The sequence below is a fragment of the Pontibacter sp. Tf4 genome, from assembly GCF_014212495.1.
Taxonomy (GTDB): domain Bacteria; phylum Bacteroidota; class Bacteroidia; order Cytophagales; family Hymenobacteraceae; genus Pontibacter.
On record NZ_JACKZC010000002.1, the window covers coordinates 235,117 to 248,098 of the forward strand.

Here is a 12,982-nt window from a genome sequence, read left to right on the forward strand (position 1 = left end):
TATAAATGGCGCGAGCGTCTTCGCTCGTGACTTTTTATAGTGGGGCCTCTGGCCATTTATATACATTAACTCTACTATGTTAATGGGCCAGAGGCCCAGGCTATAGTTCGTCACGAGCGAAGACGCTCGCGCCATAGTAACGCAAACTATAGCAACAAAAAAGCCCGGTACTTAACTGAACCGGGCTTTTTTACATTAGTTGTTGGCTGGTTTCAGCGTTTCGTCTAACCATTTAAAAAACTCGCTCTGCCAAACAATGGCATTCTGCGGTTGCAGTACCCAGTGGTTCTCATCTGGCAAGTACAACAGGCGGCTCTTGATGCCTTTCAGTTGTGCCAACTGGAAAGCCTGTAAGCCCTGCTCAATACCTACGCGGAAGTCCTGACCACCCTGTACGATCAGGATCGGGGTATTCCATTTGCTGGCATATTCGCTTGGGTTAAACTCTTTGTAGCTCTGCGGCGATTTGGTATCCCAGTAAGGACCTTTCAGCTCGTTGTTAGCAAAAAACATTTCTTCGGTTGTACCATACCAGCTTCGCATATCAAACAGACCGTCGTGCGCGATGAATGTTTTGAAACGCCCTTCGTGCAGGCCTGCCAGCATAAACACCGAGTAACCGCCGTAGCTGGCGCCAACTGCACCCAGTCTGTCTTTATCTACATAAGCTTCTTTGGCTACATCATCAATGGCAGCAAGGTAATCACGGATTGGCTGGCCACCCCAGTCACCGCTGATCTGGCGGTTCCATTCTTCGCCATGACCTGGCATACCTCTACGGTTAGGAGCTACCACAATGTAGCCTTGTGCCGCAATCAGTTGCAGGTTCCAGCGGTAAGAGTAAAACTGGGTTAAAGCCGACTGCGGACCGCCCTGGCAGTAAAGTAGCGTTGGGTATTTCTTATTCGGGTCAAAATCCGGTGGATACACTACCCACGAGAACAGGTCTTTGCCATCGCTGGCTTTGGTAACACGCGGCTCCACTTTGCTCAGCGCCAGTTTGCTGTAAACCTCGTTGTTAACTGTCGTCAGCTGCGTTAGCTTTCCAGACTTGGTGTCTAAGCGGTATAGTTCCGGCGCATGGTTCATGTCGGTACGCGATACCACCAGGTTGTTTCCTGACTGCCCTACGATACCGTTCACATCGAACTGGCCTTTGGTTACCTGTCTGATACTTTTAGCAGAGAACTTGTCCAGGTTTTTAGGAAGGGCGATCTCGTATAGTTGTATGGTTCCTTTGGTAGGCGCTACAAACCAGATCTTGCTGCCATCCTTGCTCCACGTAAAAGAGTTTATCGTTTCGTCCCAGTCTTTGGTCAGGTTATACTTTTTACCTGACTTTGTATCCTGCACCATCAGCTCGTTCTGATCCGCTTCATTTCCATCTTCATCCATCGCCAGCCACGCCAGTTTCGAGGCATCACCCGAGAAAGCAGGATTTGTATCGTAGCCCTTGTTACCATCCGTAAAGTTGGTTGTCTTGCCAGATGCGATGTCGTAACGGTAGATATCGGTGTTGGTGCTTACCGCGTACTCTTTACCGAATTTCTTCTTGCTTACATATAGTATTGCTTTGCTGTCCGGACTCCAGATGATGTCTTCTGATCCACCGAAAGGCATCTGTGGCGCATCAAAAGGCTCACCTTTCATGATATCAGTAGGCGTTCCGATCTTGCCATCGTTGTAAGTAGCAAAGAATACGTGCTGAAACTTACCGTCTTCCCAGGTGTCCCAGTGGCGGTAGTTCAGGTCATCGTACACATAAGCGTTGGATTTCTGAAGCTTCGGATAAATGTCGGTGCTGTGCATTTTCTTTACTTCCACCTCGCGGGAGAATAGCAGATGCTTGCCATCCGGAGAGAAACGTACATTGCTCAAGCCACCTTCAAAGTTTGTCAGTTGTTGTGGTTCGCCCTTGCCACCGGTTAACTGCCATAGTTGGCCCTTGTGCAGGTAAACTATAGTTCCGGCTTTATCGATATGCACAACACTTTCGCCACCTTTGGTAGACGTAATCTGTGTAGCCTGGCCACCAGTTACCGGAATAGAGTAGAGGTTACGTTCGCCGCTGTTCTCCTCCATGTTTATATTGGTCACGCCGTATATTACCGACTTACCGTCTGGCGTTATAGTTTCTGCCGACACCCGACCCAGTTTCCAGAGCAGTTCAGGCGTCATACGCTGTTGTGCCTGCGCCATACTCACAGCAAACACACCAGCCAGTATCATTATCTTTTTCATATTTCAAATTTAAACGAATTGCCGACAATCTGAAACTATAGTTTTTAGCAAAGAGAAATCAGGAATTTGTAGCAACTAAACTATAGTTCACCTATATTTGCAGCAATGAAAGGCACAATGGCTCATATGCACCATCATCATGCACGAAGCAACAGTTTCGGAGCCGTATGCCTGTGGATTAGATAGAACTATAATCGTATATATCCAGAAAGCCTGACTCCGTAAAAGAGTCAGGCTTTTTTGTTTTCAGGATGTAATGATAAAAGGGACTGATCTAATGCACATTCATAATTCATAATTTCTAATTCATAATTAAAAATAGAAATGAATCTGGTTATAGTTGATTACAAAGCGGGTAATGTGCAGTCGGTGCAGTTTGCGCTGGAGCGACTGGGCGTGCAGGCTACATTGAGCGCAGATGCCGAAACTATAAAAGCAGCCGATAAGGTGATTTTCCCGGGCGTTGGGCAAGCAGCCTCGGCAATGGCACAACTGAAAGCCCGCAACCTGGATAAGATCCTGCCAACACTGGAGCAGCCTTTTTTTGGTGTTTGCCTGGGCATGCAGCTCCTATGTCAGCACTCCGAAGAAGGTGATACCGACCTGCTAGGTATTATTCCGCTGCCGGTGAAGCATTTCGAAACCGACCTTAAAGTGCCGCACATGGGCTGGAACCAGTTAGAGAACCTGCAGTCGCCGTTGTTTGATGGGTTGCAAGAGCAGGAGTATGCCTACTATGTGCACAGCTATTATGTGCCGCTAAGCGAGTACACCATCGCCCAGACTTCTTACCCGGAGCCGTTCTCAGCGGCCCTGAATTATAAAAACTTTTATGCCGCGCAGTTCCACCCCGAAAAAAGCGGAGCTGCCGGTTCACAAATCCTGAAAAACTTCCTTGCCTTATGATGGAGATCATCCCAGCTATAGACCTGATCGGGGGCCAGTGTGTGCGTCTGACCGAAGGTGATTTTGCCCAACAAACAACTTATGACAGCAACCCGTTGGAGGTAGCCAAACGTTTCGAAGCAAGCGGCATTAAGCGCCTGCACTTAGTTGACTTGGATGGCGCCCGAGCCCGCAAACCTGTGAACCTGGCCGTGCTGGAAACTATAGCAAACAACACGGGCTTAACAATTGATTTCGGAGGCGGATTACAGTCTGATGAGGCGTTACGTCAGGCTTTTGATGCAGGCGCTGCGCAGATTACGGCCGGAAGTATAGCCGTACGTGAGCCGGAAACGGTTAAAAGCTGGCTCCTAAAATATAGTCCGGAAAAGATTATTATCGGAGCCGATTTTAAAGGTACTAACATCGCCATTTCTGCCTGGACCGAAGAAAGTAAATACCCGCTGCAGGACTTTATTTCTGGTTATGTGCAAACGGGAGCGAAACTGTTCATCTGCACCGATGTAAGCAAAGACGGTAAACTGCAGGGGCCATCAACCAACACCTACCGTCACCTGAAACTTACTTTGCCAGAAGCCGACATTATTGCGAGTGGTGGCGTGACAACTATAGCCGACCTGGAAGAACTGCGGGAAATCGGCGTAAAAGGAGCCATCATCGGAAAAGCTATCTACGTAGGCACCATTTCATTAAAAGATTTAGCGCGATTTATATGTTAACCAAACGCATTATTCCCTGCCTTGATATAAAGGATGGCCGCTGTGTAAAAGGCGTGCAGTTTGAGAACATCCGTGATGCCGGCGACCCGGTAGAGCTGGCGAAATGGTATGCCCAGAAGGGAGCCGATGAGCTAGTTTTTCTGGATATTACCGCTACCAACGAAGGCCGCAAAACCTTTGCCGAACTGGTGCGCGACATTGCCCGCCACATCGATATTCCGTTTACGGTGGGTGGTGGTATTGGCGCTGTGGCAGATGTTGAAGTGTTATTGCAGAATGGGGCCGACAAAGTATCTATCAACTCATCAGCCATTAAAAATCCGCAGTTGGTGGAAGAACTGGCAAGGCATTTCGGGAGCCAGTGCGTTACCGTTGCCATTGATACCAAATATACCGAAGCTACCGGCTGGAAAGTGTACACCCGCGCCGGAACTATAGAAACCGAATACTCAACTATAGACTGGGCCAGAAAAGTTGTAGACCTAGGAGCAGGAGAGATTTTACTGACCAGCATGAACAACGACGGCACCAAAGCTGGCTTCGCGCTGGATATTACCAAAGCAGTTTCAGAAGCAGTATCTGTGCCTGTTATTGCTTCTGGTGGAGCCGGCACCATGCAGCACTTTGCCGATGCTTTCCAGGTGGCTAATGCAGACGCTGCTTTAGCTGCCAGCCTGTTTCACTTCCGCGAGCTTGAAATTCCAGATCTGAAGCAATACCTGAAAACTCAGGGAGTATACGTGAGAATTTAATGCTACTGGCGCGGAAGTTTCTTCCGTGTCGAATTATAAAAGCGAATCTGAGATTCGCGTCTATAGTAAGGCACGAAAATCATTTTCGCGCCAGGTTAGAGATTACCTTTCTAACTTTTTAACTTCTAAACTTTCTAACTATGTTAGATTTCGATAAAATGGGCGGATTGGTGCCCGCAATTATACAGGACGAACAGACCAGCCAGGTGCTGATGCTGGGCTACATGAACCAGGAAGCGCTGGAGAAAACGAAGCAAGAAGGACTGGTTACCTTCTTCTCCCGCTCCAAAAACCGTCTCTGGACCAAAGGTGAAACCTCGGGCAATACACTGCAGGTAGTAACTATAACAGAAGACTGCGATAACGATTCGCTGCTTATAAAAGTGAAACCGAACGGCCCGACCTGCCATACCGGAAGCACAAGCTGTTTCAGAGAAGATGCTACAGCAAAACGTGTAAAAGCTATTCAGTTTATTGCGCAGCTGGAAGAAGTAATTCAGCAACGTAAGGTAACGCCTGTGGAAGGTTCTTATACCAATTTCCTGTTTGATAAAGGCATCAACAAAATTGCCCAGAAAGTAGGAGAGGAAGCTGTAGAGACCGTGATTGATGCAGTCGCCGGAAAAACTGAAACCATGAAAGGCGAGGCAGCCGATTTAGTTTATCACCTACTCGTGTTACTGGCTGCAAGTGGTTTGGAATTAGCTGATGTAGTAGCTGTGCTGCAGGAGCGCCATCAGAAGAAATAAACTATAGTTTAACTATAAAAAAGAGCTGCAACTAATCATTATAGTTACAGCTGTTTTTTGGTTTATGGCATTGTGATAAGCACCGCGTTTTTAAAGGTGCCCGTTACAGTAACATCACATCTTCTTGGGTTTACTGGTAGGTGCTTTAAGCATCGGATCAGGTACATCTTCCATTGTTAAGGTATAGGTGCCGCTAATCAGGTTGTGTTGTTTGTTGTACTCCGTGATCTTTAGCTCACCACCTATAAAATTGCCCTGACTGAAGTAAGCGCTGCCTGAGCCATCATTATTATCATAGATGTAAGTTGTGTTTGCTTTACCGGTATCAGGGTTGGGAAGCGATTTTAAACTATAAATTCCTACATACCCATTCAGCAAATCTGCTTTATTAACCTCAAAATCAACTTCGTCGGGCTCGGCTGCTAAGTATATGGTTAGCTTATCGTTTTCCAGTTTAATGCCGGTATTGAAATCTGCAGTGGTATAGTTAGCTTTCTTCGTTTCATGAGTGTCGTGGTACACAAACGTGCGCTCCATGGTCAGTTCCATCTTTGGAACAGCAACCTCTTCCTTATCGCTGTCGCACGAAAAATTAAAGAAGGCCAGCGATGCTAACCCGAAATAAAGTAATGTCTTTTTCATAGTTTTATTTGTTTGGAAAAACTGTTAGCCAGGATTATGCCAAATATTCTATTTCCTTAATATAAAACTATGGATCGCATCGGCCACCTCACCACCACGCTCTTCCTGTACAAAATGGCCAGCCTTATATTTTATCGTTTTAGCTTCATGAAACGCCTGCTGCCAGCGATCTAAAAAGTGTACCGGCAACAGCTTGTCTTTCTCACCCCATAAAAACAGCTTATCTATAGTTCTAAGCTTTTCGCGTTGCTGCCACAGTTCATCAAAATAGGAAGCAGATTCGTACAAAGCTTTAGCAAATATCCAGGTACCCATGCGGTTCTCTGAAGTAGAAAGGGGCTTCTGGTAATGAAGCTTAATATCTTTGGTCAGGTGCTTGCCCTCGTGGTAGCCTTGCGGCAGTAGAAAATTAGCGGAAAAGCCCATTTGTAAATATAGAAATCTGCCCACGCCACCAGCCATAAACCGGCTGATCTTCATGATCTTTTTCTCTTCTTCGAGGCTCCACATCCAGGTATTCAGGATCACGAGGTTCTTAACATTCTCCGGATGTCTTAACGCATAACGCAAACCGATGGGGCCGCCAAAATCGTGCACCACCAGCGTTATGTTTTTTAACTGCAGGTGCTCTATCAGTTGCTCCAAGTTATCGGCGTGGGCCTCCGGGGTATATGCAAAACCGGCAGGCTTTTCAGACAACCCGAATCCTAAATGATCAACGGCAATGCAGCGGTAGTTCCGGCTCAGGGCTTTTATCTGCTGCCGCCACACAAATGACCAGGTTGGCGTGCCATGCACAAACACGATCGGCTCGCCCTTGCCTTCATCCACGTAATGCATTTTACCAGCTGGTAAATCCAGCGTATGGTGCGCAAAAGGGTAGAGGATTCGGTCGAGCCATTTTGGTGAGTTCATCGCGTTTTGCATGTATTGTCTTTGAGCAGCGGTAAAGCTGTTTTATTTACGGGTAGCGCCACAAATTGCTACCTCCGAAAGCTAAGATACACGTAAACGCCTTTAAACGTATGCAGCAAAATGACATCAGATAAAAATACCACTTCCAAGTGGCTTAAAATAGGCGCGTGGCTGATCGGAATCGCTTTAATATTATTTGTAGGATTTTTCTTTTTTTCGGGTTGGTTGCAGGGTAAAGTGGAACGGATGACCGAAAAGGAATCGAATGGGCTGTATAAATTAAAACTGCATGGTCTGGATGTTTCTCCGTTTCTGGGGCATCTGGAAGTAGACAGCCTGACGCTTGAACCAAACTATGAGCGTTGGCAACAGTTAAAGCAGGAAAAACAGCATGTGCCCCGTATGCTGTTCCGGATCAGGACAGCAGCATTCAGTGCGTCCGGCTTAAACCTGCTGGGTATCGCGTTCGGCAAACCCCTGGATGCTTCGGAACTAAACCTGCAGGAGCCGGACATCCTTTTAACCGAGATGCACCCGGATACTACCGAAAGGCATAAAGCCGCGTACCAGGTAGCCACCGGAATCCTCCGGAATATGCAGATCGGTCAGATCATAATAGCAGACGCTGACTTCCGGTACCGCGACTATTTCAGAGATTCAACTGTTCTGTTAGAGGTCAAAAAATTTACGCTGACGGCAGGTGATTTCAGGCTGGATAGTCTCTCTTTTGAAGCAACAGACAGGGCTTTTTATACCAGAAAAGCAGAGTTTAAAAGTGCTGGTATTACCTACCGGTTTCCGGACGGGCAGTACCATGTTACCACCGGCGCTCTTACCTTAAATTCTGCAGCACAAACTATAGCCATCCGTAACCTGCATCTTAAACCGCAACGCACCGCACGGCAGTTATCCAGGGCAAAAGGCAAAGCAGTTACGTCAAATGACCTGAAAATTAAAAAGGTTCAGTTGAAAGGGGTAGACTACCACACTTACTTCCGGAAAGAACAGTTTCTGGCTAATTACCTGCTGCTGGATAAGCCCGTTTTGAGATCCTATAAAACCAGGAAATCCGGTGAGCCGGAGGAACGCAAGCCCCTGCCGCATGACATGGTGCAGCACATAAAAACTCCATTTCTGATTGATACCTTAAAAGTGCGTAACGGTGATGTACGTTATACCGAGCTTGCTTTGGCAGCACAGGAACCCGGTTCAATTACACTTAACAGCCTTTATGCAACTATAACCAACCTCTCCAATATGCCTGCGCACATATCTGATAAAAAACCGGCACTGTTGCAAAGTAGTTTTTTAGTGATGAACAAGGCAAAAGTACGGGTCTGGGCCAGGTTACCACTCCTGAACAAAGCCGGTTACCATACCATAGCCGGCACATTTGGCAGTGCGCGTCCCGCTATCCTCAACCCGATCCTGATACCGACCGCTTCTATAAAAATTGAGGAAGGCTACATCCGGAAAGGAGAATTTAAAGCGGAATTAACAGCACGGAAAGCCACAGGCACGATGCTGGTGTATTATGATAACCTGGGCATAGAATTGCTTAAAAAAGGAGAGGGCAATGAGCAGGGGCTGGGCAAAAAGATTATCTCGAAGGTAGCAGACTGGGTAGCTATAAAAGATGCAAACCCCATGAAAGGCGAACAACCACGGACAGGCCATATTTCCGTTACCCGCGACCCTAACGCTTCGGTGCTAAGTTACTGGAAGACTTGCGTAGTAAGTGGTTTTCTGGATACTATAGGGCTGGAGAAAGCAGCTAAGAAATAGGCTAATCTACTACAAAACGCGGAATATTGAGGGGCAGTCGGGTGAGCAGCTCATAGTTCAGTTGGGTACTTAGCTCTGCAAACGAGGCGACGGTTATGCTTTCATCGTACTGGTGGCCGAGCAACACCACTTCATCGTCTTTCTTTACATCCGGGATTTCGGTCACATCCACCATCATTACATTCATATTCACAATTCCGGCTACAGAGGCGCGTTTCCCTCTGATCAGTACCTGTCCCTGGTTGCTGAGCGAGCGGCTGTAGCCCCAGGCATAGCCCACCGGAACTATAGCCAGTACCATATCCTGCGGGGCCTGAAACGAAGCACCATACCCAATGTATTCTCCTTTGTACACCTGTTTCAGGCTCATGATGCGGCTCTTCCACGAAATGATACGGCGGAGCGGGTTGCTGGGCTCAGGGTGTTGGCGCAGGTACTTTTCATAGATTTCGGGGCTGGGCCAAAGCCCGTATTGCATGATGCCCACGCGCACCAGGTTCATGTGTGTTTCCGGGAAAGTTACCATGGCCGCAGAGCAGGCCGTGTGCAGCATTTCCGGTACAAACCCGCGGGCCTTCAGCTGGGTTACTTTTTCCCGGAAAAGTTTTTGCTGGTTCAGTACGCGCTCGTGGTTCAGGTGGCTTTCGGCGCCGGCGTAATGCGTACAAATGCCGGCAAGGGTTAGGTAATCGCTGTTCTCTTGCAGGATTTTTTCGGCGGTGGGCAGGTTGCCTGCATCAAAGCCGGTGCGGTTCATGCCAGTTTCCAGTTCCAGGTGTATGCGGGCCGGCTTTCCGACTTTTTTTGCTGCTCTGGCGGCATGCGCTAAGCGGTCCGGCTCAAAAACAAAAAACTCGATGTCGTGCGCAACGGCCCATTCCAGTTCCGGCGTGTCAATATACCCCATAATGACGATGGTTGCCGGCCTGGGTAGCGCCTGTTGCAGACGCAGGGCTTCATCGGCACTGAAAACCGAAAAATGACTGATGCCGCAACTTTGTGCCAGTGGGGCAAACTGCTCTATGCCATGACCGTACGCGTTGCCTTTTATAACCGAGGAGAATGTAACATCAGGACCGATAAGGCTCTCTATAAAACGGATGTTGTGCTGCAGGGCAGATGTACTGAGTTCAATGTAAGAGCTTTGGAACATAAGGTGTCACTGGTTCAGGATCTCGTGGATAATGCCATAAAACAGGGCGGCACCTGTCGGTATGAGCTCATCCGGAAAATCGTAATCGGAGTGGTGGAGCTGGGCCTGGTTGATGCCGGCGCCAAGACAAAAAAATGCGCCATTATAACGTGCCGTAAAATGCCCGAAATCTTCTGACCACCTGAAAGGCTGTACGGCTACCTGTTGCTGTAGTTGCAGGTTGACGGCTGTCCGCTGTATGGCTTCCACTTCAGTCGGGTGGTTTATAGTTGCCGGAAATTCTTCTGTAAACCGGATGTTATACTTCAAACTATAGCTGGCTGCTATTTCCTCAACGCACTTGTGAGTCAGTTCTTTTAGTTTTTGAAGATCGTGTGGCTGGTAGGCGCGGAGGGTGGCCATTACCGTTGCAAAACCCGGGTTTGTCCCGAACGCAACTTCGCCCAGCCGCGCATGGATAATGGTTAGTAAAGTCAGGCTTTCGAACTGTGTTTTTTGTTGAATGATGCGGTTGAAGCCCAGCACGATCTCAGCCATTGCTTCTCCCGGATTGACCCCATTTTCCGGTTCTGCTGCATGCGAGGATTTTCCTTCCAGCTCCACGATCATGCCCGTGGAAGCCGAAGCAAAAACATCGTGCCGGACAACCACCTCGTGCATTGGGTAACCGGGCAGGTTGTGCAGGCCAAATACATAATCCGGTTTTATTTCTTCAGTAAAGCGTTCATCCTGCAGCACGGCCCAGGCGCCTGCTCCGGTTTCTTCGGCTGGCTGGTAAAGCAGCACCACTTTGCCACGGGCAGGTTTTTTATGATGCAGCATACTTCCCAAAGCAGTAAGAATGGCCATGTGTCCGTCGTGTCCGCATTTGTGGCCTGTTCCTTCATGTACCGAACTATAGCTCAGATCCTGGTTTGTTTCGGCAATGGGCAAGGCATCCAGCTCCGCCCGGAAAACTATAGTTGGCCCTTCCGGGTCTTCGCCCTGAAACACAGCGGCTACCCCGGTTCCGCCAAGGCCGGTGTAAATTTTATCAGGGCTATAGTTTTGCAGGTGCGTCACAATGCGTCTGGCCGTTTCGGTTTCGGAACCGGACAGTTCAGGATACTGATGAAGTTGCTGTCGCAGTTGAACAAGGTTTGCAAAGTCAGTCGGGCTGAGGTGGTGCATGGTAGCTATCAGATTTATAGGACTTCTGACAATATAAAGAAAATACTGTAAAGGGTAGACCAAACTATAGTTCTAACTATAGCCTGCGTAAATACAGGTAGCCGCGCTTATACGTTGGTTGTTTTGATCAGGAGCTTGCGGTACTTCGTAAAGATGCTTGACTTCGAAACAAAGCCGAGATACTTTTCGCCATCTACTACCGGCAGGTTCCAGGCCCCGGATTCGTCAAATTTCTTCATCACAGTGGCCATGCTGTCGTCGTGTTGCACCAGCGCCGGGGGCTTTACCATCAGTTCCTTGGTTTTCACCACATCATACTTATCGGTTTTAAACATGATCTCCCGGATGTCCTCCAGCAGGATGACGCCTTCCAGGGTACCTTTTGCGTTTACAACCGGGAAAAGATTTCGGCGGGAATGGGCAATCACATCCACTAATTCGCGCAAGGTCGCATCGGGGCTGACAGGCTGAAATTCTGTTTCGATCAGGTGGCGGATCTTCATGATGCGCAACACGGTGGTATCTTTGTTCTGCGTTAACAGCTGGCCTTGCTGGGCAAGTTTTTTTGCTTCCAGCGAGTAGGGTTCGTAGTATTTTACAACTGCATACGAGGTAGCCGAAACAACCATCAGCGGGATCATCAGGGTATAGCCACCGGTTATCTCAGCAATCAGGAAAATGCCCATCAGCGGGGCATGCATCACGCCGCTCAGTATGCCGGCCATGCCTACCATGGTAAAACTATGGATGGGCACATTCCCGATGGCAGTCAGGTTTATCAGTTTTGCAAAAAAGAAGCCGGCAAATGCACCCACAAACATAGAAGGGCCAAAGTTACCGCCTTTGCCACCAGAGGCTAAGGTTAACGTTGAAGCTATTACTTTCACCAGTGCCAGAGCGCCGGTAAAGCAAAGTACCAGCCACTCGTTGGTGCCAAAAAAGTTGAGCCAGCTGGCCTCCAGCAACTGGTCCGCCTGGTCGCGCTGCAGCAGTTTGATAGCCTCATACCCTTGCCCGAAGAGCGGTGGAAACAACATGATGAGCAAGCCCAGGCACAAGCCCCCAATTAAAGCGCGTTTGTATACATTGCCAGAAAGGGTTTCGAATATATTTTCGATCCAGTGCACTGTGCGGGTATAATACACCGAGATAAGGCCGGTAAGCGCACCCAGCAGCATGTAAAACGGCAGATTGCCGGCGTAAAAGCCTTCCACCGAAACCACATAAAAAAGTAGATCCTCGTCTAAGGTAAGCGTGGAGCAAAGCGTGCCTACTACAGCAGCGATCATCAACGGTATAAAAGCCGAAATACTGATTTCGGTAAGCAGGATCTCAACTGCAAAAAGCACCCCTGCAACTGGCGCATTAAATACGGCAGCCACACCGGCCGCAGCACCACAGGCAAGCAACAGCGTGCGCTCGCGGTAATTCAAATGATAGGAACGGCCAAAGTTGGAGCCGATTGCCGAGCCCGTGACCACAATAGGAGATTCCAGACCGGCAGAGCCGCCAAAGCCAGCCGTTATGCCACTGGTAATCACATACGAGTACATTTTGCTGCGCTCTACAATACTGGACTTCTGGGCTATGCTGTACAGGATTCCGGCTGTTCCACCTTTTACGTTGCCTTTAAAAAACACCTGCACTACTACTACAGTTATCAGAATGCCGATTATGGGAAGCACCACCAGTAATACCGGTCGGTCGAACAGGTGGCCGCCGTAAGCCAGCATGAGGTACAGGTAATGAACTATAGTTTTAAGAACAACCGCTGCCATGCCGGCAGCAAACCCCACCAATGCACTGGAGATGAGCATAAATTCGCGGCTGGAGGTATGGCGGCGCAACCAGAGCAGTGGTAATTTATACTTCCGGAGGTAGGGCATGTGCGGTAGGTGTCAGGCTATAGTATGGCAAAGTAACGGTTATACCGGTAAAGTTCAAGGCTTA

At 48.5% G+C, this 12,982-nt stretch carries 11 protein-coding genes; 5 read left to right on the forward strand and 6 right to left on the reverse strand.

The window, feature by feature from the left end; all coding sequences use genetic code 11:
- Nucleotides 1–195: 195 nt before the first annotated feature.
- Nucleotides 196–2,241, reverse strand: a complete 2,046-nt coding sequence (locus tag H7F15_RS03940; protein WP_185195655.1) for a S9 family peptidase — start codon at nt 2,239–2,241, stop codon at nt 196–198.
- A 324-nt stretch (nt 2,242–2,565) separates the two neighbouring features.
- Here H7F15_RS03940 and hisH point away from each other — a divergent pair, with 324 nt between their 5' ends.
- From hisH to hisIE, 4 genes are all read left to right on the forward strand, one after another.
- Nucleotides 2,566–3,147 carry an imidazole glycerol phosphate synthase subunit HisH gene (gene hisH / locus H7F15_RS03945; RefSeq protein ID WP_185195656.1) on the forward strand — a complete coding sequence of 194 codons (582 nt, stop codon included), beginning with the start codon at nt 2,566–2,568 and terminating at the stop codon, nt 3,145–3,147.
- Nucleotides 3,144–3,866: a 1-(5-phosphoribosyl)-5-[(5-phosphoribosylamino)methylideneamino]imidazole-4-carboxamide isomerase gene (hisA, locus tag H7F15_RS03950; protein ID WP_185195657.1), complete on the forward strand. Its 723-nt coding sequence runs from the start codon at nt 3,144–3,146 to the stop codon at nt 3,864–3,866. The genes hisH and hisA overlap by 4 nt, the downstream gene beginning before the upstream one ends.
- Complete coding sequence (gene hisF, locus H7F15_RS03955; protein ID WP_185195658.1) at nt 3,860–4,618, forward strand: imidazole glycerol phosphate synthase subunit HisF; 759 nt, start codon at nt 3,860–3,862, stop codon at nt 4,616–4,618. The genes hisA and hisF overlap by 7 nt, the downstream gene beginning before the upstream one ends.
- Nucleotides 4,619–4,758: 140 nt before the next feature.
- Nucleotides 4,759–5,367, forward strand: coding sequence for a bifunctional phosphoribosyl-AMP cyclohydrolase/phosphoribosyl-ATP diphosphatase HisIE (gene hisIE, locus H7F15_RS03960; protein WP_185195659.1), 609 nt, complete (start codon nt 4,759–4,761; stop codon nt 5,365–5,367).
- Between the two features lie 114 nt (nt 5,368–5,481).
- Here the strand turns inward: hisIE and H7F15_RS03965 are convergent, their stop codons facing one another.
- A complete protein-coding gene (locus tag H7F15_RS03965; RefSeq protein WP_185195660.1) occupies nt 5,482–6,009 on the reverse strand; it encodes a hypothetical protein in 528 nt (175 codons plus the stop codon).
- Between the two features lie 48 nt (nt 6,010–6,057).
- Nucleotides 6,058–6,924, reverse strand: a complete 867-nt coding sequence (locus tag H7F15_RS03970) for an alpha/beta fold hydrolase (protein WP_185195661.1) — start codon at nt 6,922–6,924, stop codon at nt 6,058–6,060.
- Between the two features lie 120 nt (nt 6,925–7,044).
- Between H7F15_RS03970 and H7F15_RS03975 the strand changes: the two genes are divergently transcribed.
- Nucleotides 7,045–8,709: a hypothetical protein gene (locus tag H7F15_RS03975; protein WP_185195662.1), complete on the forward strand. Its 1,665-nt coding sequence runs from the start codon at nt 7,045–7,047 to the stop codon at nt 8,707–8,709.
- Between the two features lies 1 nt (nt 8,710).
- Here the strand turns inward: H7F15_RS03975 and alr are convergent, their stop codons facing one another.
- The 3 genes from alr to H7F15_RS03990 all read right to left on the reverse strand — a co-directional run bounded on the left by alr (nt 8,711) and on the right by H7F15_RS03990 (nt 12,918).
- Complete coding sequence (gene alr / locus H7F15_RS03980) at nt 8,711–9,862, reverse strand: alanine racemase (RefSeq protein WP_185195663.1); 1,152 nt, start codon at nt 9,860–9,862, stop codon at nt 8,711–8,713.
- Nucleotides 9,863–9,868: 6 nt separating this feature from the next.
- Nucleotides 9,869–11,032, reverse strand: a complete 1,164-nt coding sequence (locus tag H7F15_RS03985; RefSeq protein WP_185195664.1) for an amidohydrolase — start codon at nt 11,030–11,032, stop codon at nt 9,869–9,871.
- A 107-nt stretch (nt 11,033–11,139) separates the two neighbouring features.
- Nucleotides 11,140–12,918 carry a chloride channel protein gene (locus H7F15_RS03990; RefSeq protein ID WP_185195665.1) on the reverse strand — a complete coding sequence of 593 codons (1,779 nt, stop codon included), beginning with the start codon at nt 12,916–12,918 and terminating at the stop codon, nt 11,140–11,142.
- Nucleotides 12,919–12,982: the final 64 nt, after the last annotated feature.

What these genes read in the sequence shown, in the direction of transcription:
- H7F15_RS03970 (WP_185195661.1), bottom strand. Translation starts at nt 6,924, where the DNA reads ATGAACTCACCAAAATGGCTCGACCGAATCCTCTACCCTTTTGCGCAC.
- alr (WP_185195663.1), bottom strand. Translation starts at nt 9,862, where the DNA reads ATGTTCCAAAGCTCTTACATTGAACTCAGTACATCTGCCCTGCAGCAC.
- hisF (WP_185195658.1), top strand. Translation starts at nt 3,860, where the DNA reads ATGTTAACCAAACGCATTATTCCCTGCCTTGATATAAAGGATGGCCGC.
- H7F15_RS03985 (WP_185195664.1), bottom strand. Translation starts at nt 11,032, where the DNA reads ATGCACCACCTCAGCCCGACTGACTTTGCAAACCTTGTTCAACTGCGA.
- hisA (WP_185195657.1), top strand. Translation starts at nt 3,144, where the DNA reads ATGATGGAGATCATCCCAGCTATAGACCTGATCGGGGGCCAGTGTGTG.
- H7F15_RS03965 (WP_185195660.1), bottom strand. Translation starts at nt 6,009, where the DNA reads ATGAAAAAGACATTACTTTATTTCGGGTTAGCATCGCTGGCCTTCTTT.
- hisH (WP_185195656.1), top strand. Translation starts at nt 2,566, where the DNA reads ATGAATCTGGTTATAGTTGATTACAAAGCGGGTAATGTGCAGTCGGTG.
- H7F15_RS03940 (WP_185195655.1), bottom strand. Translation starts at nt 2,241, where the DNA reads ATGAAAAAGATAATGATACTGGCTGGTGTGTTTGCTGTGAGTATGGCG.
- hisIE (WP_185195659.1), top strand. Translation starts at nt 4,759, where the DNA reads ATGTTAGATTTCGATAAAATGGGCGGATTGGTGCCCGCAATTATACAG.
- H7F15_RS03975 (WP_185195662.1), top strand. Translation starts at nt 7,045, where the DNA reads ATGACATCAGATAAAAATACCACTTCCAAGTGGCTTAAAATAGGCGCG.
- H7F15_RS03990 (WP_185195665.1), bottom strand. Translation starts at nt 12,918, where the DNA reads ATGCCCTACCTCCGGAAGTATAAATTACCACTGCTCTGGTTGCGCCGC.